The sequence below is a fragment of the Mucilaginibacter defluvii genome, assembly GCF_039543225.1.
Classification (GTDB): Bacteria; Bacteroidota; Bacteroidia; order Sphingobacteriales; family Sphingobacteriaceae; genus Mucilaginibacter; species Mucilaginibacter defluvii.
In genome coordinates, this window is record NZ_BAABJI010000001.1 from 827,434 (window position 1) to 850,916 (window position 23,483).

The 23,483-nt window shown below is 34.5% G+C and carries 24 protein-coding genes; 16 read left to right on the plus strand and 8 right to left on the minus strand.

The annotated features are described in order from the left end of the window. The first annotated feature begins 33 nt into the window (after positions 1-33). Positions 34-1,227 carry a tyrosine-type recombinase/integrase gene (locus ABD960_RS03670; RefSeq protein WP_345329534.1) on the plus strand — a complete coding sequence of 398 codons (1,194 nt, stop codon included), beginning with the start codon at positions 34-36 and terminating at the stop codon, positions 1,225-1,227. Between the two features lie 30 nt (positions 1,228-1,257). Here ABD960_RS03670 and ABD960_RS03675 read toward each other — a convergent pair whose 3' ends face one another. Both ABD960_RS03675 and ABD960_RS03680 read right to left on the minus strand, forming a co-directional pair. Further along, positions 1,258-1,626, minus strand: a complete 369-nt coding sequence (locus ABD960_RS03675; RefSeq protein ID WP_345329535.1) for a hypothetical protein — start codon at positions 1,624-1,626, stop codon at positions 1,258-1,260. 238 nt (positions 1,627-1,864) lie between these two features. Further along, entirely contained in the window at positions 1,865-2,125 is a 261-nt protein-coding gene (locus tag ABD960_RS03680; protein ID WP_345329536.1) for a hypothetical protein, read from the minus strand. Positions 2,126-2,863: 738 nt separating this feature from the next. Here ABD960_RS03680 and ABD960_RS03685 point away from each other — a divergent pair. The 4 genes from ABD960_RS03685 to ABD960_RS03700 all read left to right on the plus strand — a co-directional run bounded on the left by ABD960_RS03685 (position 2,864) and on the right by ABD960_RS03700 (position 6,198). Next, positions 2,864-3,793 carry a hypothetical protein gene (locus ABD960_RS03685; protein WP_345329538.1) on the plus strand — a complete coding sequence of 310 codons (930 nt, stop codon included), beginning with the start codon at positions 2,864-2,866 and terminating at the stop codon, positions 3,791-3,793. 60 nt (positions 3,794-3,853) lie between these two features. Next, positions 3,854-4,522: a hypothetical protein gene (locus ABD960_RS03690; protein ID WP_345329539.1), complete on the plus strand. Its 669-nt coding sequence runs from the start codon at positions 3,854-3,856 to the stop codon at positions 4,520-4,522. Between the two features lie 293 nt (positions 4,523-4,815). Continuing rightward, entirely contained in the window at positions 4,816-5,265 is a 450-nt protein-coding gene (locus tag ABD960_RS03695; RefSeq protein WP_345329540.1) for a hypothetical protein, read from the plus strand. A gap of 255 nt (positions 5,266-5,520) precedes the next feature. Further along, the gene (locus ABD960_RS03700; protein WP_345329541.1) at positions 5,521-6,198 is read left to right on the plus strand and encodes a hypothetical protein; all 678 of its coding nucleotides are present in this window, start codon (positions 5,521-5,523) and stop codon (positions 6,196-6,198) included. Here ABD960_RS03700 and ABD960_RS03705 read toward each other — a convergent pair whose 3' ends face one another. The 3 genes from ABD960_RS03705 to ABD960_RS03715 are packed head-to-tail and all read right to left on the minus strand — an operon-like array spanning position 6,199 to position 8,109. Then, positions 6,199-6,963 carry a hypothetical protein gene (locus tag ABD960_RS03705; protein WP_345329542.1) on the minus strand — a complete coding sequence of 255 codons (765 nt, stop codon included), beginning with the start codon at positions 6,961-6,963 and terminating at the stop codon, positions 6,199-6,201. Positions 6,964-6,966: 3 nt separating this feature from the next. After that, positions 6,967-7,488: a hypothetical protein gene (locus tag ABD960_RS03710; protein ID WP_345329543.1), complete on the minus strand. Its 522-nt coding sequence runs from the start codon at positions 7,486-7,488 to the stop codon at positions 6,967-6,969. A 39-nt stretch (positions 7,489-7,527) separates the two neighbouring features. After that, entirely contained in the window at positions 7,528-8,109 is a 582-nt protein-coding gene (locus ABD960_RS03715) for a hypothetical protein (RefSeq protein WP_345329544.1), read from the minus strand. Positions 8,110-8,222: 113 nt separating this feature from the next. On the opposite strand from ABD960_RS03715, the gene ABD960_RS03720 reads away from it, so the two are divergent. From ABD960_RS03720 to ABD960_RS03730, 3 genes are all read left to right on the plus strand, one after another. Continuing rightward, positions 8,223-8,543, plus strand: coding sequence for a hypothetical protein (locus ABD960_RS03720; protein WP_345329545.1), 321 nt, complete (start codon positions 8,223-8,225; stop codon positions 8,541-8,543). Positions 8,544-8,746: 203 nt separating this feature from the next. Beyond that, positions 8,747-9,946: a terminase large subunit domain-containing protein gene (locus ABD960_RS03725; protein ID WP_345329547.1), complete on the plus strand. Its 1,200-nt coding sequence runs from the start codon at positions 8,747-8,749 to the stop codon at positions 9,944-9,946. 23 nt (positions 9,947-9,969) lie between these two features. Next, positions 9,970-10,590 (plus strand): hypothetical protein, encoded by a 621-nt coding sequence (locus tag ABD960_RS03730; RefSeq protein WP_345329548.1) that lies wholly within the window; start codon positions 9,970-9,972, stop codon positions 10,588-10,590. Here the strand turns inward: ABD960_RS03730 and ABD960_RS03735 are convergent. After that, complete coding sequence (locus tag ABD960_RS03735; protein WP_345329549.1) at positions 10,587-11,024, minus strand: hypothetical protein; 438 nt, start codon at positions 11,022-11,024, stop codon at positions 10,587-10,589. The genes ABD960_RS03730 and ABD960_RS03735 overlap by 4 nt on opposite strands. A 64-nt stretch (positions 11,025-11,088) precedes the next feature. Between ABD960_RS03735 and ABD960_RS03740 the strand changes: the two genes are divergently transcribed. The 3 genes from ABD960_RS03740 (at position 11,089) to ABD960_RS03750 (ending at position 12,586) form a co-directional block, all read left to right on the plus strand. Continuing rightward, the gene (locus tag ABD960_RS03740) at positions 11,089-11,631 is read left to right on the plus strand and encodes a hypothetical protein (protein WP_345329550.1); all 543 of its coding nucleotides are present in this window, start codon (positions 11,089-11,091) and stop codon (positions 11,629-11,631) included. Further along, complete coding sequence (locus ABD960_RS03745) at positions 11,631-11,825, plus strand: hypothetical protein (protein WP_345329551.1); 195 nt, start codon at positions 11,631-11,633, stop codon at positions 11,823-11,825. Before ABD960_RS03740 ends, ABD960_RS03745 begins: the two co-directional genes overlap by 1 nt. A gap of 101 nt (positions 11,826-11,926) precedes the next feature. After that, positions 11,927-12,586 (plus strand): hypothetical protein, encoded by a 660-nt coding sequence (locus ABD960_RS03750; protein ID WP_345329552.1) that lies wholly within the window; start codon positions 11,927-11,929, stop codon positions 12,584-12,586. On the opposite strand, the gene ABD960_RS03755 is transcribed toward ABD960_RS03750, so the two are convergent. Beyond that, positions 12,572-14,365: an AAA family ATPase gene (locus ABD960_RS03755; RefSeq protein WP_345329553.1), complete on the minus strand. Its 1,794-nt coding sequence runs from the start codon at positions 14,363-14,365 to the stop codon at positions 12,572-12,574. The two genes, ABD960_RS03750 and ABD960_RS03755, sit on opposite strands and share 15 nt — an antisense overlap. Before the next feature lie 62 nt (positions 14,366-14,427). Here ABD960_RS03755 and ABD960_RS03760 point away from each other — a divergent pair, with 62 nt between their 5' ends. From ABD960_RS03760 to ABD960_RS03770, 3 genes are read left to right on the plus strand one after another with little or no spacing between them, the layout of a single operon-like run. After that, on the plus strand, positions 14,428-15,681 hold the full coding sequence (locus ABD960_RS03760; RefSeq protein WP_345329554.1) for a hypothetical protein: 1,254 nt from the start codon (positions 14,428-14,430) through the stop codon (positions 15,679-15,681). 37 nt (positions 15,682-15,718) lie between these two features. Beyond that, the gene (locus ABD960_RS03765) at positions 15,719-16,738 is read left to right on the plus strand and encodes an SGNH/GDSL hydrolase family protein (protein WP_345329555.1); all 1,020 of its coding nucleotides are present in this window, start codon (positions 15,719-15,721) and stop codon (positions 16,736-16,738) included. Positions 16,739-16,740: 2 nt separating this feature from the next. Further along, entirely contained in the window at positions 16,741-17,595 is an 855-nt protein-coding gene (locus ABD960_RS03770) for a hypothetical protein (protein WP_345329556.1), read from the plus strand. Between the two features lie 2 nt (positions 17,596-17,597). On the opposite strand, the gene ABD960_RS03775 is transcribed toward ABD960_RS03770, so the two are convergent. Further along, positions 17,598-18,719, minus strand: a complete 1,122-nt coding sequence (locus ABD960_RS03775) for a hypothetical protein (protein WP_345329557.1) — start codon at positions 18,717-18,719, stop codon at positions 17,598-17,600. Between the two features lie 25 nt (positions 18,720-18,744). Between ABD960_RS03775 and ABD960_RS03780 the strand changes: the two genes are divergently transcribed. Together ABD960_RS03780 and ABD960_RS03785 are read left to right on the plus strand one after the other, a co-directional pair. Next, positions 18,745-21,006, plus strand: a complete 2,262-nt coding sequence (locus ABD960_RS03780; protein WP_345329558.1) for a hypothetical protein — start codon at positions 18,745-18,747, stop codon at positions 21,004-21,006. A gap of 35 nt (positions 21,007-21,041) precedes the next feature. Continuing rightward, a complete protein-coding gene (locus ABD960_RS03785; RefSeq protein ID WP_345329559.1) occupies positions 21,042-23,477 on the plus strand; it encodes a hypothetical protein in 2,436 nt (811 codons plus the stop codon). The last annotated feature ends 6 nt before the right edge of the window (positions 23,478-23,483 follow it).

Below are 23,483 nucleotides of genomic sequence, written 5' to 3' on the forward strand. Positions count from 1 at the left end.
GATTTTACCTAAAGGGCTGGTTTTAAAAAAGTTATGGAAAGCACAAAGACAACCTACAAATCATTACTTGTTCAATCTTGGGATAAGTATGAGTTCAAGCTCTACCCCGGTAAAAAGCCTTACATCTATTTCAATTTCTTAAACCCTGAAACGGGCAAAGAAGTACGTATCAAGAAGCTCACAGGTTTAAAACCCGGTTCATCAAAAACGGAATTAAAGAAACAAGCCCATGTTACAGTTCAAGGAATCATTGAACTATTAGCTGAAGGTTGGAATCCTGTCACTGATACTTTCAATGATTTACCGATAACACCACTATCACCAATAACCGAATGCCTTGATTACTGGTTACGGGAGCGTGAACGCAAGCGTGACAACAAAGCGATGAAAGATAAGGCACTTACAATGAATCAGTACTTAGTGACATATTTCAAGAAGTGGTTATCAGCTAAATCTTACCTATATCGTAAGCCTAACACATTCACTAAAATTGATGTTGATACTTTTTTACAGACTACAGCAAGTGAGCGCAATTGGGGCAAGGTTAGTTATAACTGTTACCGTACTGATTTAGGTACTTTTTTCAACTTCTTAAAAACGCTGAAGATAATTTCTGAAAATCCGGTTGAATCATCGGCAAAAAAAAACACAAAAAAGGACTCATCACGATTCAAGATTTTTGAGGCTGATGAATTAACAGAGGTAGTAAAGTTAATGGCGGGTGATAAGGCTTATTTGGGGCTGTATGTGGCATCCAAACTGATTTTTCACTATAATATACGTCCAGTGGAAATAACACGCATACAAGTAGCGGATATTGATTTTGAGAAAGGGCAATTAGTATTACCTCCATCAAAAACGAAGAATGGTAATGAGGCAATATTTAAGCTGAACACTGAAATGTTTAATCTGTTGGATGATTTAACCTCTAATTGTCCTAATTCTTATTTTGTTTTCGGTCATAGGTGTGAGCCGGGAGCAGAACAAATACACCAAGATTACTTTGGGCAAAAGTGGCGTATGTTTAGGAATAAATATAAACTGCCAAAACATCTAAAGCTATATGCGTTAAAGCATTCATCAAACTATTACGATATAGAAAATGGTGCCTCTTATGAAGAAATAAGGCAACGTAACCGTCACGCCAATTTGCAGGTAACTACGCTATATGTTAGAGAAAGATTGTTGAAGAACATCATTCAACCCTCGGCAAACAAAATGTTTTAATATTAGACAGGGGGCATGGAAAATGCCCCTTTATTTTTTACGATTCTTTTTTAGCAAACCAGCCTTCACATTTTCAATTTTTTCTCTGTTGCTTAAATCAGATTTCTTAGCCGTATCCGGGTTGTGTGTGTATTTTGATTTTACAAACTGTACAGCCTCTTTGATGTCGGTAAGGTCTTGGTTTCTCATTTGCCTAATTTCATCAATAATAGCTTGCTGGTTGAATAACTCAGACTTGTAAATGATAATCTGTGTATCAGGATTAAAGTTAGCTACAGCCGCTTTAATCGCATCATTGCGGATTGATTCTAATTTGCTTTGATAGGCATCTTCAGCAAGTTCTTTTTTAATTCTGAATATTTGTTTAGCTAATTGTTGTAACTGTTGCTGCTCAGTCATTCTCAAACTTTACGTAAAGATAATTCCCTGTTTGATTAGTATTAATTGACAGTTTATATAAATCACAGATATTGTTATAGATTTCTTTATTTTTAATAGGTTCAGTACCATACCAAAAATAGGTACTTAGATTTTCACTCTTCACACCTATTTTACTTGTTATGCCGAACTCAAAACACCCGTTTATATGATTACCTATCACATGTAATATTTCCGTATATATTTGATTTAAGTTCATTTAAAACCGTGGCTGATGTTGAATAATCAATTCTTGAATTTGTCTCAAGTTTTCGATAGAAATTCCATTTGCTTCGATTCTTAGATTAGCTGCAAAATTTTCAGCATCTGGATAATTTTCAAACGTAAATTCATAAAATCGATTAAGTATAATTTGGACATCAAATCTTTGATAATGGTTGACAATGTCATTATTAAACCCTTCAAAATATCTTATTGGAATGTGAACTCTAATCATATTACTTAATTGAATGCTAACCATACTTTATAAATCTTACACAAAGATATTGAAAAGTGAGCAAATTTCCAAATATTTTTTTACATAACTAATTGATAATCAAACAAATGTATAAAATATTTTTTATATCTTCGTTTATGGTAGTTGAGTTATAATTGATTCAAAATAAGTGGTTAAGGCTATAAGAGCATGGCGATTCGCCATGTGCTATTCAAGAGGTTTTTTGCCCAAAAGAAAAATGAAAATTGTACATAAACTGCTTTGCAAGTTGAGATATTTTACCTTTTAACATTAGTAATTTTAAGATGATGCTGGAACGGCATATATGGTAAATCATTGAAGTTAAGAAGTGCTTTGCACATTAAGATTACTTAAAATAAATAATGTACTTATACATCAAGGTGGTACAAATTCATAAATACCACCATTTCATTGATTTATAATATCTTTTATCTTTTAACTATTAAATTATTATCTATATATCAAAGTATCATTTGTGGTACAGGAATAAACTATCAAAAGAGGTATGATTAGTGGTACTTATGGATTTGTACCATCTTGAAAATATATATCAAGTCTGAACTTGACAAACAAGATTCTTAATCTATATATGTATTAATCATTCTTTTGATACTTTTTATTTTTTCAAAGTATTTATAGAAAAAAACATTTAATTCCCGGTAGCAGGTTTCCATATTTCAATGCTATCGGGATTATCCCATTGGAAACGGGATTAGGAAATATGATTTAAGGGATAAAACAATGTTAAATGAATTAAAAGATGATAATCTAATTATCTTCAACACTCCTGTAGGTTTCAATGTATCAGATGTTTTTTGTGATTTCACAAAGAAAGACTTACCAAAAATTGAATATTTACTCAACCAAATTAATTGGTGTAAAGACATAAGGGGCTATCAAGTCCATATAGGTAATCACGCTTGGTCGCTATGTATGAGCCGGGGTGAAGTATCTAAAATACTTTCACGTTTAGTTGAACACAAAATCATAACTAAAGCTTCAAACCATAATGCCGGAGTTAATAGTAATGGTTACGTGATGGTTAAGCCTTATACTAATGATAATTCAGTTAAGAAATTCTACCATGTTCAAGATTATCTGTTTCTACAAAAGCTACAAGCCGATAAATGGATTGCGAAAGGCAAAGAACATTCAGCTTATATTAAACCAGCTTCAACCAATACAGAATCAGTTGTCAACTTACAAGCCCGGATAAATCAATTAGAGGCATTATTAATTGAAAATGGTATCTCAATTCCACCAGCGATGGAACTGGTTAAGAATAGTTCAACAAGCAAAAAAATATTGCAAATTCAAAAGCTGGAAGTAATTAGTGAAGCAAGAGATGAACCTGTAGTTGTTAATCAACCTAATCTAATTATCGATGAATTAAACAATCTTAATCCATACCTGAAATTCACTGATGTTGGTAACGATATGGTGGAGTATAGCTATCATTCAAAGCAGGGCTTGATTACGGACTTTAGCGAGCTATCACCTATCCTAAATAGATTAACTATACATACCAAATTTAAATTACTCTCAGACGTGTTAAACAATACCAGTCCTGTGTTTACTTTTCCGCTTATTGGTACTGGTGGTAGGTTATCATTGGAAACCGTTAATCAAGGAGGATATACAATTATAAGTTTCAAACAATTGGCAGCATAACCATTGTAAGAAGTTGAGTAAATTTATATTTTCGCCCTCAAATTTATTACTTATCACAATATGAAAAGACTTTTACTGTCATTAACGGCAATACTTGCCTACTTCAACTCATTTTCTCAGGAGAAATTTACCGGTATCGGTGTTTTCAAAATAGGGTCTGATTCCTCAGTAGTATATAACTATGCTGAAGAAAAATGTAAAAAGGTTAAGGTGATTTCATCTATACCCGTTTTCGACAAAAAATACATCGCAAAAATTAGTAAAGGTGCAGCAGATATTATTGTTGACCCTTGCCCGGATGTATCTGAATACAGATTGGCGTTATATGAAGTTGCCGGAATGAAACTTAAAAACGTTGAATTGACTTTTTATAAAAATAAGCTAATCAAGTTCAGGAGCGATTATAGTACCGAAGTGGTAAATGCGCTTGACCAAAAATATGGAAAGTCTGAATCAACCATCAAATATGATACTGCATCTTGTGTATATCAATTAACCGGCATTACAAGAAAATTAGTTGCAAAAACGTATCATAACAACCGTGAATCTGATGATATACATTTTTCAGCATTTGTGGGCAGTTACTATGATGATAAATGTAATGAGCAATATTATTCAGGTTTATCTTATTCGATACAGGTCTTGGAACAGCTAAAATGTTCAAATGAGGCATCAAAAAATAAGTACACTCCAAAACTTAAAGATGAAAAACAGTTAAAAGATTTATAAAAGCGTTTCAACAATTTAAAGCCTCTCAGATTAATTTTTGAGGGGCTTTTTTTATGAAAAAAAATATTTGAAAAAAGTTTATTAAAAATGTGACTTCTATTTTTTATCGATGTATTTATAGATATGGAAGCAGTTAAAATAATTAAGTTTTATGGGTGCTATTTCATAGCAGACCTCCCGGCAGACTACTATCTGATGATAGACACTCAAAATGATAAAGTAAGATTGATAGACAGTGATTGCTATGGCATCATTGAAATCCTTGATGAGTTAAAATATGATATTAAGAAAATATGAATGAATTTGAATTAACAGAAAGCGTTGGCAGGAAAAAAGCCAAAAGATTATTCAACAAGTATGAGCTTGTTGAGAGCGATAACATATTTTCTTGCTGGGATTTTTCAGGCAGAACTCAATCAATAGCAGATGAAGCGGTGAATTATTTTATTGAGGTTAAAAATCGTGATTTAAAATCAACAACCTACGATACCACCTTTTTAGAAGTTGAAAAATTAAATGCTTTAAAGGCTGTAGCAGATGCTAATGAGAAAGCGGCTATATTCTATTTATGTTTCTTCAACGATGATATAGCGTACATGTTCAACCTCCGTAAGATTGATATTACTAATGTAAGCATATTTCAAATGAATCTAAGGCATAAAACCGCCATTGATGTAGGTATCAAACAGAAGCTTTTGATTGAAATTCCGTTAGAATTAGGTAAGCGATACAAAGTCAATTAAGATGATTTTCACTAAAATACTCATAGTAGCATTAACAGTAAATTGGTTACATACGTTACCAGTTTTTCAAAATCTGCTTACATTGTTAAAGCCATCAATAAAGCTAATGCTATCAGTAAATTCACTTGCTTGGTGGGTTTCAATAATCGCTTTTTTCTATACAAAAGAAGCCTCATATCTCATAGTTGCAGTAACCGCCCCGGTGGTTGCTACTGCTATTAAACACCAATTGCGGGTGTTATCAACTAAATATTAATGACTAATCAACAACAAAAGGAACAGATAATAAATGAATTTTACCGTACCGGACGTATAGACGGTTACTACTTAGGGATTAAATCCAAATCAAAAGAAAACCCCATAAAGCAATATATTAAAGGGTGCTTGTATAAAAGTTACCTACTGCAAAATAATGGTGTACAGGATAATGATTTCATAGAAGATATTTACCAAGAAGCATTCCTGCACTTATGGAATTACGATACTGATAATTTTATTGATGCTTATCAAAATTCAAAGGTAAAAGGCACTCGGATAATAGCCCTGTTAATGCGCATCATAGTATTAAAATGCTTTGCGATTGATAAGAGAACTAATAACCCGAAATCCTGCTTAGTATCAAGATTAGGTTTTGGTTCAGTGTTTAATACTACGAATTACAGCATACCACCGCTGGAATCGCTTAGTGACGATGATGGACAGGAAAAGCAATTAATAATTTTTGATGATGCTGAAGCACAATCAGATTTTGAAGCTGAGTATGGTTTTACACCCGAACAGATAATTGAGCAGCTAAGTCCGGAGGCAAGATTTGTATTTTACCAACTGCTTGGTAAGCAAAAGCCAGGTTCACCATCTAAAGAGCGGAAGCAAGCCAAAGAAGATATGATAAGAGAGATGCAAGTGATTCAAAATCAAATTAAAAAACAATAATTAGTTTTTCCTTTTTAGACTTAATTGTTTAATATCACTTTTATAGTATATGTCATTTTTGTTCTCTTTCTCATCATAAAATATTAAATAGCTATTAGTTTCTCCGATATAATAGTTGCTTGATGTAGATATGACCTTATTGGATGATGTAACTATAAACGTATTAACTGTAGTGTGATTGTAACGGACGTTAAGTGCATCATTATAAGCATATAATATATGTAATATGAAATAAATTGGTAATATCCAAAGTATTATAAATGTGGTTCTACTAAATGATTTCAGGTTGTTTTTAAGGTAGTTTAATGGTATTTGCTGTGATGAGATAATAGCTAAGGATGCAGCGCACATAGATAACATTGTGCGTTTCGAATACATACTCCATTTACCATAAAAATACTTATACAAAGTAAGTATTGTAAGTATGCCTAATATGATATAGCACAAAATCTCAATTAATTTTATAAATGATTTCCCTTTTTCAAAAAGCCATTCCTGTGAACCTTTTGGGTGAATACTCGTGTCTGACGAAAACTTGTAAGGTGCTTTTATTGATAATCCAAAAAGAGTAGCAAAGGACATTCTAAATAAGTCAGTTAAAGCCTCAACTACGAAGTCGTTTAAATCCGTATATCTGAAGATGTTTAAATCAAACACCTGATAGTAAGACCAAAACTTAACACAACTAAATGCTATTATAAACGCAGTAAAAGCAGGAATATACTCAATTACCTTTTTTATATTATCCGTTTTTTCGTCGCTCATAATCTAAACTATCAATATTGGTAAATGTGGAATGTTTCCATGTTTGTTTTTCTCCAAAGTTTGGACAAATTGATTTCCATCTGAATTGTTAAATGAAATTTTTAACAGTAGATGTTCATATTCTCCACGAGAAATTTTTTCTTCTTCGATAGGATTCAAATCGATTTTTAAATCTTTGCCATCGTTTGATTTAAAAGTTTCTTTCCTTGTCGGAATAGATATAACCTTAATGCCTTTAAAATTGATTTCAATGACTTGGAATTCGTAAGCTGTTGAGCCAGAATTTCTTAAACTTACTACGTTATTCCAATCATTTCCCACCCATATATTCCCTACTTCTATACTCGGCATTATATTATCACGTCTACTTAATTCATATAATTTAGCAAGTTTAGAGAGGGAGTTTACTTGTTGCTGGATTTTATCAGCATCCTTACGAGTGTCCCATAAAGTATAGACTGTTGCTAATAATGCAAGTCCCGAAATAATTGCTGACACCCAATTTGCATCAATAGTATTAAACATAAGGTTGATTTTGTTGATAAGGTTAAAAAAGCCTAAACATTATAAATCATCTATAGCTTTTGCTTTTATTTTGGCTGAATTTTCTTTGTCAAAATAGGCTAATTTGACATAACAACTGAAATTCTTATAAGCTATTGATAATTCTATGTCGCCATTTTTGGTAGTCCAAATTGAATTATACCTGCATTTGTCATATTTAACATTACGAAATTTGGATTCGTCATCTTTCGGTTCAGAAATAAGACCATCAAATTTTTCTACGACATCAGAAGGCTTACCGTATTTTTGCGTTAGCATTTCTTTCAAATTAAAGTAATCACCTGAAAGGCTTGACCAAGTATCTTTCTCTGGAAAAGCAACGCCAATTTTGTACACCAAATCTTGCTGGCTTAATGTTCCAACACTAACAATACAACTTTTGTAGCCTGCAAAATCACCTTTTAGTGCTGCAATCCCACTTTCGGTTCCTAAATGTGTAAAACCAATATTTTTAATTTTAGAAATAAACTGATTGAGTGTTCCGTCTATTGGAACGCCCTTGAAAGAAAGATGCTCAGTAGTTTGAGCAATGGTTAACATTGTGGTTAATGCGAAAATCAAGGTCAGGTATAAATTCTTCATATATCTATAAGGCTGTAAGTTCAGGTCTAAAATACAAAAACTCATAAATTTTTCGGGCGCAATTCTCAATCTGCTCTTGCACATACTATTTATTCATAACAGAAGATAAATAGATGGGATTTCAAAAGGGGAGAGCGAAAACCGGAGGCAGGAAACCGGGCGTTAAAAACAAAACTACACAGGAAATTAGGGATAAGATACAGCTTGTGCTATCCAATAAGATTGAAGAATTAGAAGCAGACCTTGAACAAATGAGTGAGTTCAAGCAATGGACTATTCTTAATGCGGTTGCTAAATACGTTATGCCTCAATTATCCAAATCAGATGATACAGTTGAGCATTCAGGTGAAATTAACATCACCGTGAGCTTTACAGATAGTCAGATTGATAAACCTAATGATGATGCCGGGCTTGATATTGAAGAACCGTTTTAATCATCGTTAAAAGTATATGCCCCATGGCGGGATTATAAGAATAAAACGGTACTGTCTAAGCCGTCCGGCTGCTAACTGGTTTAGGAATCACTAACCAATATATGCGGTTTTTGATACTGTAAAGGGCATCTTTTGGTGAAAGGTGCCAAAATCGCAGCCAATTCTCATATAAAAGCCGGAAAAATCAGGACTCCACAAATGTATTGGACGTTAATATAAATCTACCTAAACCACATACCGGACAGCAAAAAGTACTTGATAGCAAAGCAAGATTTAAAGTACTCCTATGCGGTAGGCGTTGGGGTAAATCGCTGATATCTCAAATCATTTCAATACTTGGTATGCTTAACAAAAAGCATATCGCCTACGTTACGCCAACATATCAATTAAGTAAGATATTTTTTCAGGAGATAATCAAGGTTATTCCGGTTCAACTAATTCAATCAGCTAATAAAACCGACCTTATTATTACGCTTAAAACCGGTGGCTCACTAAGTTTCTTAACTGGTGAGAGGTTGGACAGCTTTAGAGGTAGAAAATTTCACACCGTAATAATTGATGAAGCTGCTTATATCTCGGACATAGAATCAGCTTGGTTAAATAGCATCCGACCATGTTTGACGGATTATGCGGGTGATGCTTTGTTTATATCAACCCCACGTGGTAAAAATTACTTCTACAGCCTTTATCTAAAGGGCTTGGATGAATCCAATACAGAATGGGAATCATTCCATTACAGCACTTACGATAACCCATACATAAGCAAATCAGAGATTGAATCAGCAAAGGCTTCATTGCCGGATTCAGCATATCAACAAGAGTATTTAGCGATTGCAAATGCTAATAGTAATTCAGTTGTTGCATCACATTTTATTGAAGCTAATACCATCACAACCTTATCAAAAAAAAAGCCGGTTGTATACGGGATTGACATTGCCAAGTATCACGATTATACGTGTATTACTGGTTTAGATTCGGATGGTGCTATGTGTTACTTTGAAAGGTTCCAGCGTGATAATGAATATACCAAACAGCGCATTAAAGCATTACCATCAAGCATATTGAAAGTAATTGATAGCACACATGGTAGCGTTGGTGATGGCATATTTGAGAGCCTTCAAAGCGAGGGAGTACCAAATATCCTGGGATTTGAATTTACATCCGCTACAAAGCCAAAGTTAATCACGGAACTCATTCTGGACATTGAAAAAGGCAATCTTAAATTCAACGAGATTACCGCAAATGAGCTTTCAATATTTGAATATAGTTATACAAGTACCGGCTACATTAAATATGGTAATGCACCCGGTGGGTTTGATGATTGTGTAATAGCCTTAGCCCTTGCAAATCGCTATAAGAAGCAGATACCGATAAATTTCTTGGCAGGGTTTAGCTTTGGTTAACTATATTTGGAGAAACCTTATTTATGAAACGTTATCTAACTATTATCACCTTAATCGCATTTCTCATTTCTTGTAAATCTAAAGAAGAAAAATTAAAGGAACAGTTCCTACCCATTATTTCAAATGTCGTTAAGCAAGATAGTTTGATTTATAAAATGGACTCATTAACGATTTTCAAAATAGATACACTTAGTGACTTAAAAATCGCTCAACAGCAGATTTCAAATAAATCCAGAGACTTTGAATTTTTTATGTCAATGGTAAAGTCATACAATTCACAAACAGAATTAGCCTATAAATCTGCGAGTTTGAACGCTCAACAAGCTTCATTATACTATAACATTCTCGAATCAGATGTTTTAGGAGATATAGCAAAGGACAAGGTGAAGACTGAAGTAAGTAGAGCAAAAGAGTTAAGTGCAAAAAGTCAAAAATATTTAGATTCAGCTAAACTTGTAAACTCTCAGATTGATAATTTAGATAAGAAAATAAAAAACAAAAAAATTAATACTAAAAACTTCAAGGGCTATGTAGTTTGGTTCAACCTACTTGGTTCAGATAAAAAGAACATGGAAGTTCGTAGGGATTCACTTTATATATTTATTTCACCATCTTTAAGAGTTATTCCAACGAGTAAAGTCTAAAACGGAATATCATCAATCGTTTTAATTTCATCATCAATAATGGGATTATTAAGTTCGGTCATTCCTCGGTTATCTTGGACAGAGATTAAGCCCTCATTAAGGAATGCAATAAATTCATTTGTTTCTATCTCTAAATACGGCGGAATATATGGTACAAAAGAATTTTTAGTAAAGCCTACAAAAGTCAGTGGTTTAATATTGGAGTGATTTTCTGACCGTATTTTTTTTCCGTTAGAATCAGACGGTAAACCAAAATTAGATTCATACACCTCTCCATCAAGTTTGCTTTTAAACGTTCCTCTTATTACGTTTGGTGAAACAACACTGAATGTAATATCATAACTTTCATTTTCAAATTTGTTACATAAAACCTCATTCATAAATTCAGGATTGCGGCTATGCTTAATTTGTTCTTTATTGAGTTGTTGCATCATTATTAAATCAATTATTGTAAATATAAATAATTAAATCAACTGACTATTTATAATCAAAGCTACAATGCAATTGATTGATAAATTACCGACCAGCTACCACGATATAAATTATAAAACCTACATTAAAGTCATTCAATCTATACCGGCAGAATTACCGGATGGATGGGATGAAGAAGAATTTAACAGCTACATCACATTAATACCGCTATCAATATTTCTTGATATACCTGTAATTGATTTGGAACGCTTACCAGCTACTGAACTGGTGCCAATGCTTCAGCGGTTGCAGTTTCTGAATGAGGCTATCCCGGAGGTTAAAACAACGCTTAAATTAAAAGCTGATACTGAACTTACCTATGATGAATTTGTGAGTTATCAGAAGTTGAGGTTATCCCAATGGGATAACATGGAAAAGATATTAAAGCTGATTATAAAAGATAAAACCGCTGATGAGTTAAGCCTTTTGACAATCCCGGAGGTGGTTGCTTGTTTTTTTATGCTGAACAAGCTAACAAACAAATCAATTCAATCATTGAAACGCTCTTTGGGCAAACAGATGGCGAAACAGAATCTGAAATTGATATTGAAGATGTGCAAGGCTCGGTAATGGGTGAATTGCAGAAGCACACTGAAGATAAATTTAAAAATCAATGGGGGTGGATTGACCTTGCAATGCAGGTAGCAAAAGAATCTTTAACCAGCTTTTTTATCGTGATGAATAAACCGGTTTTAGAGGTTTTGACATTAGCCGGGTATTTATCGGCAAAGGTAGAACTGATAGAAAGCAGAGCGAAAAAGTAAAAAAGCGGACAAGACCCCCTGTCTTGCCCGGTGCATTAATCAATTAAGATTAAATATTTAATCTAACAATAATCCAATTAATACAACGCAAAATACGAATAATGGCAAGACAATCAATCACCAGCGCATCAAGGCAAGCCCGTGCTGATGCTCTATCACAGCTTGATAGCATTGGTTCCAGCCGTTCAGAGTTTTCAACTGAGGAAGTTTTTAACACTATGGAATCAGATGTAGCAAACTTTATTCAACGTGTACAGCAAAACATTAATGCTGTTGGTATTGCCAACACTGGTGAAATAGCCGATTTAAGGATGAATGTATCTGATACCGGCATTGATATAATAGGCAAGCCTTATCTAATTTATGTTGACAAAGGCGTGCAAGGTGCTGTAAGTAATGTAAAAGCACCCAATAGCCCTTTCAAATACTCTGATAAGAAGCCTCCGGCAAGTGCTTTTAAGGATTATATCAAACGTAAAAATTTGAATTTAAGAAATGAAGAATTTTATGATTCAAATGCGGGTTCACCTTTTAGTGATTCAGAAGGTGATGAAGCTGCAATTAATAGCGTAGCCTTCGCCATGGCGAATTCTGTTTATCAAACTGGTTTTGCCCCTAAAAATGTCTTCTCCAAGGAACTGCCAAAACTGGTTGATGATGTAACAAAATCAGTAACAAACTTTGCTGCCAGTTTTATCACATCATCAATCAAAGACCAGTATGGTACTGATTTGGTTAAAAAAGCCTTAATTAAAAGATAGGTCTTGAAGTCTTTCAAATGTTATAATTAAGCTTGATGGAAGTAACCCGACATAGACACTTAAATAGTTTTTTATAAGTTCATTTTTAAGTGAATTTTCGTTTTTATACCTTGAAAAATACGTAGGATAAGTGGCTTTGTACAAAGCTACTATCACCTCTTTCTTAGCATTAAGATACCACTTAGGTATTAAGATAACTTTTTTATTGTAAAGTGGTATTTGTACCAATACATTATCTTTAATGTCGCCTTTATCTGCATTTTGACTAAGATTATCTAATACAATGTTAGACAAGTTTTGAAGTTGCAATTCGCTTAAATCTTGGTACTTCAGAAAATCCATCGTTTTATCTATTCCAAACTTCTCATTGTGATTCGGATGATTTTCTTTTAGAAGGAATAACGCAAAAAATAATGGGTCAAAAATATATGAATCAAGGTTTCTTCGTTCCTTTTGACCTATTACTATTACTCTTTCGTTTTCCTCATTATTCAAATCATAATCTATAACCCCAGCAATGCTTTTATTACCACTATCATACAAATCTTTTACTATTTGCCGCACTTTTGAGTAGCCTCCTCCTGAGTTGTCTTTATTGCTTGCAGTTGATATAAAATTTAGTGAAATGTCTGGTTCTAATTGTATTTTTTCATAAACCGATTCTAAGAATTTAGCGTCAATTGCTGCCTCTACAAAAATTTGTTTTTTATGAGTGTAATAGATACTAAGGTTTTTTAAGCCAACTGTTAGGGACTTAATAGCAGTAGCTTTATTTGATTTTTGTAATTTTCGATTACGCATTTCGAAAATGCAATCGTCGTTAGGTGCAAGCGCAACGGTTGTTGGTGAATGAGTTGTAATAATAACTTTTATCTTATTTTCCACAATAAAGACGTTATTCACTACTTCAAAAAAGTCTTTACACATTGTAGGATGTAAGCTTGCATCCGGTTCATCGAGCATAATTACTTTAGGAAGCGATTCAATCAAACCGGCACTTGAGTTGTATAAGGCAAAAATTAACGACATAATTACCTTCTCACCTGACGACAAGAATTCAAATCTTATTTCTTCCTCACTTTTGTTCAAAAGAACAACATCGAAGACATCAGAGGTTATATCAGGTGTCTTGACTTGGTAAGCCGAATTAGCTTTTTTTAAAATCTTATTAAGGAAAATCCAAGGTGCTTCGATATCTATCGGCTTTTCAGTCTCAAATCTTAGACGATAAATGTATTGTTTAAAAATCTGTGACAGATTAGCTTCAAATATATCATAACCAACTATTGGCTGATAAATAGTAAAATCATAAAACTTTAAATCCTGAAGCCTCTTTTTACTGTTTTCTGCCACACTATTTAAAAGGTGAGCCTCAGATGAATCAACTTCAATCACCGCATCATTGTAATATGCTTTATCAGGTCTTAAAAATGAGTTTCTTAATGTTTCATTAATTATATGATAGTTCTTGAAATCTAATGTTGGGTTTATTTGAGAAGCAACAGATAGCGTCTGGCAAACTATTAGTAGTTTTTTTAAATTTGAATAGTCTTGCTGAACAGATTGTTGCCCACCATTTGTGGGATTAAACCTTTGGTTCGGTATGTAGTGAGCATTTAAAGTCTTACCATCTTGGATGAAGTTGCCCTCCATTTCAACAGTTGACAACAACTGACTTTTACCGGAACCGTTGGCACCGGTAATTATAGTTAAATCCGGAAGCTCAATCTCAAATGGCGTTTTAAGCATTGCGCCGTTCCCTTGGAATTTTAATAGCATATATTAGGGTTTAAGTTTTCTCAAATATAATGACAGGCAGACTATTTATTTGAAAGCATTTGATGATTTCAATAGATAAGCAACCACAAAATTTTACACCGGCTAATTCACCCATACAATTCAAGTTTACTTCAGAAAAGCCGGGTACTTTATATTTCAATGTTCAAGTTCTTGATGGTGAAACCGGGGGCTTAATTGCCAATCAGAAATATCAATCATTGCCTAATTTGAACAATGGTGCTGTATGTGATTTATCTTCAGTATTAAACTCTTTTGTTTACAGTCAATTATTACCATCGGTTGACCTATTGCAGCCTGTCAGCAAGCTTGTAAAAGCGTATCAATTAAGTATTACAGATAACTATCTTTCCGGAAGCACTGTTGTTACTGGTTCAACCCTTACAACGGATATTTATAATGTTTGGAACGCCGAATTTGACAGAATTCAATTTACTGATTTTGCCTATATGGATTATGCAGTTAATGCACTTTCCGCTACTATAAAGTTCCTTAATGATAAACCACAAATAAGTAATACTTATAGGGGAAGCAACGAGTATTTATATTTTCTTAATGCTGGTATCAATGGTAAAGTTGAGTTCAAGTTTTATGGTTTTGGGCATACGCTTTTGGGTTCTCATTCGCTATCTGGAATTACAGCAAACACTAAAGCTTACCGGTTGAACGTAAGTCCTAACGCAATCCAAAATTACTACGGTAATGCTCTTTCAAACTTGTATGGTAACTATTCATTTGATGAAATGTTCACTGATACGTTTGGTTCAAATTATGGAATAAATAATGCCAACTATTATACCGTTCAGATTCTTGACAGTAACAATAATCCAAAATCTGAACTCAGAACATACATTTTAAAAAATGATAAGTGCATAGGTGAACCTGTACAAATTGTATTTAGTAATCGCTTAGGTGGGTTTGATTCCGTTACCATGTTCAACCCGGCTGAAACTATAAGCGTTGAAAAATCTATTATCAAAACATACCCATATCAAATTAATTCGGCTGGTGACTACACCAATATAACTGATGGGGTTTATAACGAAACGGATGTTGTTTACCACAAAGTAAGTGAATCAACTTATAAAGTATTCTCAGATGTCCTGAACATTAAAACTGCACAATGGCTTAAATCAATTATTGATTCTGAAAAGGTGTATGTGAAGTTAAGCAATGGAGTTTTCTTACCTATCACGATTAATAACAAATCATATAACTTGAACAACAAGCAGTACTCAACCGGAAATAAAAGGTTGGAATTGGAATTCAAAGTAAGTGAATCAGGCTTGAAGTTCTAACCCGTAAACAGACTATTTATCTCAAACAAAGAGATAAATGGACATTTCAATTTTCGTTTCCGGTGTAACAGCTAATATATCTAACAAAACCGAACCTAAATCTATACCGGCATCAACTGTAGGTGCTGCTTTTTCAGAATTAGCTAACCTTACTAAGACTGCTGTTGAAGCCAAGTTTGATTTAACAAGTGGCGCAACATTGGTAACACAAGTTTCAAATGTAACTGCATCAGTTAATTCTTTGGAATACCTCAAAGCTTTACAGCAAAGCGATACCGATTTATTCAGCATTCAAGATTCCAACGGGTACAATGCTTTAAGATTAACAATTGATGGTAATCTTTTATACCGCAATAAAGTCACCGGGGCAACGGATAGCTGGAACAACCTTAAAGGAAAGAACATAGCTTTCTTAGGTGATTCAATCACTACTGCACCACGTTCACAAGATGGCATAACAGCTAACAATATCTATTGGGGTTTAATCCGTGATAGGTACGGTTGCAATGTTTACGCTAATGGAGTACCAGGTTCTTGTATAGCGCAAAAATCCGGAGTATCAGCCTTTACCACTGATAGCCGTTGGCAGTCTTTAAACTCAACTTTTAACCCTGATGCGGTTGTAGTATTTGGTGGTACTAATGATTTTGGTGGTCAGAATATTCCTTTGGGCACTTATGCCGATTCTGAAACAGGCAAAACCACTTTTTATAGTGCATTAAAGTATCTGTTTCACTCATTACAAGACAGATACAAGGGTTCAAAAATCTTCTTTATGACCCCGATGCAAAGGGCAGATAGGGGTTTTCCATCGCAGAATGCTACTACAGGCTTTTATATGTCGGATTATCAGGATGCGATTCAAAAGGTAGCTAAGGATTACAGTATCATTATTATTGATACCTATCAAAATAGCGGGTTCAATTACTACAATATGGTCAGCGGTGGTACTTCGCCTTGGTCACCGGATGGTCTACACCCTAACATAGCAGGTCACGCACGATTAGCGGATTATGTAGGTAATATTCTCAACCTACACTTCAAACAAGCAGCTTAATAATGAAATTCAAATTAATAATAGAAGGAGCTGATTTCAGTTCTTTCGGGTTGGGTCAATCATCAGATGTATCAACCTATGTAAATAACTTTAATGCTTTGGGTGGTGGTACGCTAACCACAAACGAAAAAACAGCATTACAATCATACTATGATGGTTTAGTAACTGCTAACCTATGGGATAAGATTGAAGTTTTATATCCTTTTATCGGTTCAACAGCAACTTATCATAAATACAATTTCAAGAACTACCAAGATACCGATGCTGCATATAGATTAACATTCTCAAATGATGCTACCAGTGCGCACACTGCTAACGGCTTTGTTGGTGATAGAAATGCGCAACGTTCAGCTAATTCAAATTACTATTGGACTGGTACACTGAGCAGCACTTGTGCAGGTTTTTACAATACCACTGGTGAAGTTGCTGATACCAACAGCCGGGTTGTAATGGGAGGTGCCAGCACATCATCCGCATCAACAAGTATCAGCAGATTAGTTTTAGCAAGGAACTTTTCTAATATTACACAGGGTGAATTAGCAAGAACTACAGGCGGTTTAACATCAGGTGCCACTTTAGACAGAGCAAAAACCGGATTCTTAGCGGTATCAAATAACAGCGGAACAGTAAAACTTTGGGACGGTAATACGATAGCTGGTACTGCAAGTGCTACAATACCACTTACAGGTGGTAATGTACCAGTATATCTATTGGCTTATAGAAATAACTCCATCGAGTTAAACTATTTTTCGGATGTAACTTTAGGTACTGCTTTTATAGCTAAAGGATTTACAGATTCTGATATGGTCAATTTTAGCAATCTAACCAAGGCATATAATCAAGCTTTGGGTAGATAGCGTTATATTTCCTCTGTAATTTTGAAAAATCTTCTATCGGTTAGATAGTTAAAAAATTCAGGGGCTATTGGGTCATCGTCATAAGCGTTAATCTTAAAGTTATAATTGTTCTCCACTAAATATTGCTTAAATGCGTTATATGCCATGTATTGTTGGGTATTCGAATACTTTAATGGTTCGATTGATAAAAATGTTACTATAAGCCTATTCAAATCATTAATTGTTAGATTGGGTTTTTCGTGTTTTAGATAATATTCAATACTGAATTTTTCAATGATTTTAATATAAAATGGATTCGGCACTGTAAAGCTATTTTGCCTCGCAAAAGGTATAAAATAATGCTTGACAAATCTATCTTCATCTTGTGTTAGACCTCGCTCTTTATATCTTATACTAAGAACATCCAAAGTGTAATCCAAAATTTCATCTGATGTTGACAATGTATATATTAAATCAGGTGTTTTCATAATCACCTTTAGCAAATTCTCATTTTCCAAAAATATAGACGGTTGATAAAACTTAGTTATTAAGTGATAAACAATGTTTTTGTCACCTATATCAACGCTATCTAATACATCAATGAATAATTGAAGTTGGTTTTTAGGTGCCGTTTCTTTGGCGTTTATAAAAGGGAAGTAAAGGTTGAAATGTGAAGGATTTTTTAAAATAAGATTTAGGATGCTCTTCAATTCTTCGTCCTGAAGGTCTTTAAAAAGCTGACTCAAATTATCTTGCATTTTATTCGAAAGATTTTGAACATCAACCTTCACTTTTTCAGTTTTGCTTAACGCCTCATTTACTTGGGTTAAGATATTTTGTACTGTAGTTGCCCTATTACTTATCCAAAACCCCAAGCCCGTCAAGGATAATGCTATTATACCTAATGTAATTCCAGCACTTGCTAATACATTTGCAACAGAACTGCTATTACTTGATATGTCGTTTTGAGCAATCTCAACTGAGTGTTTGAGTTCTGCCAATTGCTTATTAACACTTATTAAGCTGTCTTGCAGTTGCGCAACGCTCTTTTTAATATAAGCACTGCTATCAATTCTCTCTTTATTGGCGAAGCAATTGAATGCGATACAGAGAATGGTAAGGGTTAGGTAAAATCTGATTTTCATTTTATGTAAGCATACTATTTATGGTATGCAGGGCTTAAACTACAAGATTTATTTATTAGAACCTAATGGCAATTATGCTGAACTTGATACTGAGGGATTAGATATCTCAACCACATTTTCACTTACCGATATAAAAGACATATCACAGAAAAAAGACACCTTATCAAAGAATATCACATTTGCTGGAACCAAGAATAATAACAGGGTATTTGGTAACGTATTTAATCAATCCCGCCATGTTGACCCTAATATTCAAGAGAGCTTATTTGTCAATTTCTCAGTTAATAAACCTGTTGAATGCTTGGTGCTTGAAAACTCAACGCCCATATTAAAAGGATATTTAAAGTTTAGTAACGCTATAATTGATGATGGTAAAATAAGCTATGAATGTATCATTACCGGTAACATCTTCAATTTTTATTCGCTGTTGGGAGATAAGCTATTATCTGAGTTAGATTTTACTGAATATAACCACCAGTTTGATGTAAGACATATTACTGATAGTTGGGATTCTAATATCACAATAAGCGGTAACACCGTTGCCATGGAAACCGGTAAAGGATATTTATACCCGTTCATAAATTATGGTGATGTGAGTTCACCATACCCATCAGACGTTAATAAAATCCACATTAATAATTTCAGACCAGCCATTTATGTCAAAGAATATTTGAATAAAATATTTGACCAGCCGGAGCTTTCAGGATTCACTTATGAGGTGAAAGGAAACACAGAATTTATTGAAGACTTTAACAGGCTTATAATACCGAATGACAGTGATGTAATGAACCAAAATATGGCTGGTGATACTTTTTTAATGATGTCCAATTTGTTCACTATTCCGGTAAATAAAGCAAGCGGTGATTTACAGGAGCAAAGACGTTATTTAAGGTTTCCATACCGGGTTGATTATTTATCCAGCATTGAAGGCAATAGCACTCCATATCCAAATGAAGATGGTGAAACTGGTAACGTATTTACAGTTGTAAGGGAGTTTAAAACTGATGGTAAGGTAAGCTTCAATTATTCGGCAACCCTTAATGGTAATGCTGATTTCCGTATCAAATTATTGGAGCGTTCAAGCACAACAGAGGAATTTACGGTAGTGGTGGAAAATCTGTTTATGAGTTTAAATAATAACAGCCAAAGCAAGTATGTAGAGTTAATAATTCCGCAACGCACGTTTCAAGTAGGTAAACAGTTTGCTATAAGACTTGACTTCAATGGTTCAATTATTAACCTAAATAGTAACATAACCAATTTAAAATTTGAAACTGGTGCAGTTGTAAATTATAACGTAAAATCCGGTGATTATATAAGCCCGGCACCAGTTACCAATATCAAGCAAAAGGATTTTGTTAAAAGTCTTTCTATGCTATTGAACCTGTACACCTATTCAACGCTTGATAATCCAAAGCATATCATTTTCCAGACCTACAATGATTATTACTCTTATTGCAAGCCTGAAAATATACAATCAACAGCCTTAGACTACACCAAAAAGGTTGACTATTCAAGTAAAGTAACTTTTTCATCTTATGGAGAATTGGCAAAGAAATATTCTTTCACTTATAAAGCTGATTCGGATTATTTCAACAGTCTATACACTTCTAAATATGGTGAAATTTATGGTGCTTATGCTGAAATAGATAGCATAGGTACCGCAGATGAAAAGAAAATTGAATTGGTTTTTTCACCAACGCCTTTAGTTCAATACAATAATACCAGGAGAATTACACCGGAGATTTATAAGCTGGAATCCAACAATTTTAGAAGTACTTACAAAAGCAATATCAGGATTATGTACTACAATGGTTTGAAAGATTGTGAGGGTTATCAAATCGGTAATATGAGTTTCAACGGTAGTACTTTCAACTTCACACCTGAAATACCTATTCCATTTGAACCTAATCATAAGTTTACCTTTTACCCACAAGTAGGACATATAAAGTTTGCTACCGGATTAACAGATAATACTTACATGGCAGACTTGAATTTTGGTATTGCTGCTCAATACTATTTTCCGGCTGATGTTCCACAAGTGCAAGCAATACCAAATAGCTATGATAGGTACTACAGCAACCAAATAAAGGAGCTTACCGATTTGAACAATGTATTGCTGGAAACTGATGTGCTGCTTAGTGAAGCAGATATATCAAATTTAGATATGCGGGTGCCGGTATTCATCAATAACCAGTACGGTAATGCTTATTACAAGATGTTAGAAGTTGAATATAAAAATAGGTTAGAGCCTTCAACTGTCAAGCTGCAAAAAATCAATCTTTAAAGCTTTAATGCGGACTATTTATCCGAAAGGAATAGATGGCAAACAACGGAGGTAATACTCAACAATCTAACGTCTTAATAAATATTGGGGTTCAGGGGCAGCAGCAAATTCAGGCAGCTACTCAACAGGTACAGCAGCTAAATAACACGGCGCAACGAACAGGGCAGGCCAACATGGCCGCCCCTGTGAGAACTTTGCGCCAACAATTGCGGGATGCTAATAACGACCTTCAAAGGATGGCTTCGTTAGGGCAGCAAAACACTGCTCAATTCGCTCAAACTGCATCAAGGGTTGCTCAACTTAGGAATGATATTGATGAGGTAAATAATTCAATTTCCAACTTCAACGGCGAAAATCGTTTTAAGGTCTTTGCAAATTTTGCAAGTGCCGGTGCTAAAGCCTTACAAGGTTACACCGGGGCTATGGCTTTTTTAGGTGTTGAATCTGATGATGCAGCTAAGACTATTGCAAAGTTGCAGGGCTTGATGGCTTTTAATGATGCACTCACATCATTGGATGATATAGTAGATAATTTTAAAGATTTAGGCAGATTATTAGGCATCACCACTACAGCTACACAAGCTCAAACCCAAGCGCAAAATGTACAGGCAGCAGCATCAACAGCACAAGCAACAGCGACCCAAGGTGTAACAGCAGCAAATAATACAGCTACAGCCAGTGCTATTACCCTACGTGGTGCTTTATCCGCTATTGGAATAGGTTTGCTTATTTCAGCCGTAGCTTATTTGGTTACTAATTGGGATAATCTAAAAGCGTCTGTACAAAAACTGATTCCAGCATTGAATGATACTAAAGGTGGTTTTGATAAGATTATGCAGGTAATTTATGGGGTAGGTAATGTTATCATAAATGTACTTAAAGCCCCTATTGATGCACTGATACTTCAATTTAAAGTCCTGTACAGAGTAATGACAGGTGATTTTAAAGGGGCGATAGCTGAATTTAAAGAAGGGGCAAACCAATTGGTTAATGACTTCAATGTCATAAGTAATTATCAATCCGGTGTAGCATCAAAATTGGCAGACCAAAGAGAAGCTCACCGCAAAGAACAGCTAACAAAAGAGGTTGAAAATCTAAAGAACCGTATCGAAATTCAAAAGGCAGCAGGTAAAGATGTTACCAAGCTACAGCAACTGCTTTACAAAGACCAGTTAGAGCTTGCTAAAGGTAATGAAGAGGAAACTAAAAAGCTTAAACAGGAATACGCAGTAGCACAGGCAGCAGAACAAAAAAAGCGAAATGATGAAGCTAAAGCACTTGCTAAAAAGTATTCTGATGATGCTAAAGCTAAGTTAAAAGCTGATTTAGATGAACTTAAAAAGCAAAATGATGATGCTAAGAAAATAGTAACTGATTCAAGTAAATCTCAACGTGATATTGAACTTGAAAACCTTGATATAAAGTATAAAAAGGAGTTCACGCTATTAGAGAAGCGGAAAAAAGATATTAAAGATTATAACCAGCAATTTAAAACCCTGACAGAAGCCCGTAAAGCTGAAGAGGCGGTTATCACGAAAAAGTATGATGATTTAATTAAGGCATACGATGATGAAGTTCAGACTGCTTACCTAAATTCTTACGAAAAAAGAGCGATTGAAATTAATAAAAAAGCTGATGAACTTCTAAAGAATGCTACACCGCAACAGCAGGCAATTATTCAGCAAGATAGATTTTTTCAACTCAATCAGAACACAGCAGAAGCTAAAGCGTCAAGCACCAGCAACAAAGCCCAAACTGATTTAGCCATTGCTGAAGATATAAACCGTCCAAGTGAAACTGATACGCCGGATGAAGCAAGGATTAAGGTTGAGAATTTAGCTAAAGCCCGCTTTGATGCTGAAAATGCCGCCTTTGAACTTAAACGAACACAGCTTGAAGGGCAACAAGAAGAAATTGAACTGTTAACTGCTGAACACAATAAAACCTTAACAGATACGGAGAAAGAGGCTGCTGATGCTAAGAAACAAATAGCGCAAGCTGAATTTGATAATAAGCTTAAAATGTATGATGCCGTTGGAGCAGCAGCAGGTACAGCATCAGAAATTTTAGGTCAAAACACATTGGCAGGAAAATCTTTAGCGGTTGCATCTTCTCTTATCAACACCTATTCAGCCATTGCGGGACAGCTAAGAGCATTTGCAGGTGTACCCATACCGGGTTATGCAATAGCGCAAGCGATAGCAACCGGTGCTGTAGGCTTTGAACAGGTACGTAAAATAATTGACACAAAAGTTCCAACTGTTGGTGGCGGTACTGGTGGTGGAAGCGTAACCGCACCTGTGATAAACAGTCAGGTAATAAACCGGGAGAATAATGGCACCAATGAAATCAGGCAATCAATTGATAATACTGCTAAACAAACTCGAAATATAAGAGCATACATCGTTGATAAGGATTTGGAAAAGCAAAAAAGCAAGACCAATTATTTCAATTCTCAGTCAACAATCTAAACCTAA

Coding starts and splice junctions, on each gene's coding strand:
- ABD960_RS03670 (WP_345329534.1), top strand. CDS start 34: ATGGAAAGCACAAAGACAACCTACAAATCATTACTTGTTCAATCTTGG.
- ABD960_RS03675 (WP_345329535.1), bottom strand. CDS start 1,626: ATGACTGAGCAGCAACAGTTACAACAATTAGCTAAACAAATATTCAGA.
- ABD960_RS03680 (WP_345329536.1), bottom strand. CDS start 2,125: ATGGTTAGCATTCAATTAAGTAATATGATTAGAGTTCACATTCCAATA.
- ABD960_RS03685 (WP_345329538.1), top strand. CDS start 2,864: ATGTTAAATGAATTAAAAGATGATAATCTAATTATCTTCAACACTCCT.
- ABD960_RS03690 (WP_345329539.1), top strand. CDS start 3,854: ATGAAAAGACTTTTACTGTCATTAACGGCAATACTTGCCTACTTCAAC.
- ABD960_RS03695 (WP_345329540.1), top strand. CDS start 4,816: ATGAATGAATTTGAATTAACAGAAAGCGTTGGCAGGAAAAAAGCCAAA.
- ABD960_RS03700 (WP_345329541.1), top strand. CDS start 5,521: ATGACTAATCAACAACAAAAGGAACAGATAATAAATGAATTTTACCGT.
- ABD960_RS03705 (WP_345329542.1), bottom strand. CDS start 6,963: ATGAGCGACGAAAAAACGGATAATATAAAAAAGGTAATTGAGTATATT.
- ABD960_RS03710 (WP_345329543.1), bottom strand. CDS start 7,488: ATGTTTAATACTATTGATGCAAATTGGGTGTCAGCAATTATTTCGGGA.
- ABD960_RS03715 (WP_345329544.1), bottom strand. CDS start 8,109: ATGAAGAATTTATACCTGACCTTGATTTTCGCATTAACCACAATGTTA.
- ABD960_RS03720 (WP_345329545.1), top strand. CDS start 8,223: ATGGGATTTCAAAAGGGGAGAGCGAAAACCGGAGGCAGGAAACCGGGC.
- ABD960_RS03730 (WP_345329548.1), top strand. CDS start 9,970: ATGAAACGTTATCTAACTATTATCACCTTAATCGCATTTCTCATTTCT.
- ABD960_RS03735 (WP_345329549.1), bottom strand. CDS start 11,024: ATGATGCAACAACTCAATAAAGAACAAATTAAGCATAGCCGCAATCCT.
- ABD960_RS03740 (WP_345329550.1), top strand. CDS start 11,089: ATGCAATTGATTGATAAATTACCGACCAGCTACCACGATATAAATTAT.
- ABD960_RS03745 (WP_345329551.1), top strand. CDS start 11,631: ATGGGTGAATTGCAGAAGCACACTGAAGATAAATTTAAAAATCAATGG.
- ABD960_RS03750 (WP_345329552.1), top strand. CDS start 11,927: ATGGCAAGACAATCAATCACCAGCGCATCAAGGCAAGCCCGTGCTGAT.
- ABD960_RS03755 (WP_345329553.1), bottom strand. CDS start 14,365: ATGCTATTAAAATTCCAAGGGAACGGCGCAATGCTTAAAACGCCATTT.
- ABD960_RS03760 (WP_345329554.1), top strand. CDS start 14,428: ATGATTTCAATAGATAAGCAACCACAAAATTTTACACCGGCTAATTCA.
- ABD960_RS03765 (WP_345329555.1), top strand. CDS start 15,719: ATGGACATTTCAATTTTCGTTTCCGGTGTAACAGCTAATATATCTAAC.
- ABD960_RS03770 (WP_345329556.1), top strand. CDS start 16,741: ATGAAATTCAAATTAATAATAGAAGGAGCTGATTTCAGTTCTTTCGGG.
- ABD960_RS03775 (WP_345329557.1), bottom strand. CDS start 18,719: ATGAAAATCAGATTTTACCTAACCCTTACCATTCTCTGTATCGCATTC.
- ABD960_RS03780 (WP_345329558.1), top strand. CDS start 18,745: ATGCAGGGCTTAAACTACAAGATTTATTTATTAGAACCTAATGGCAAT.
- ABD960_RS03785 (WP_345329559.1), top strand. CDS start 21,042: ATGGCAAACAACGGAGGTAATACTCAACAATCTAACGTCTTAATAAAT.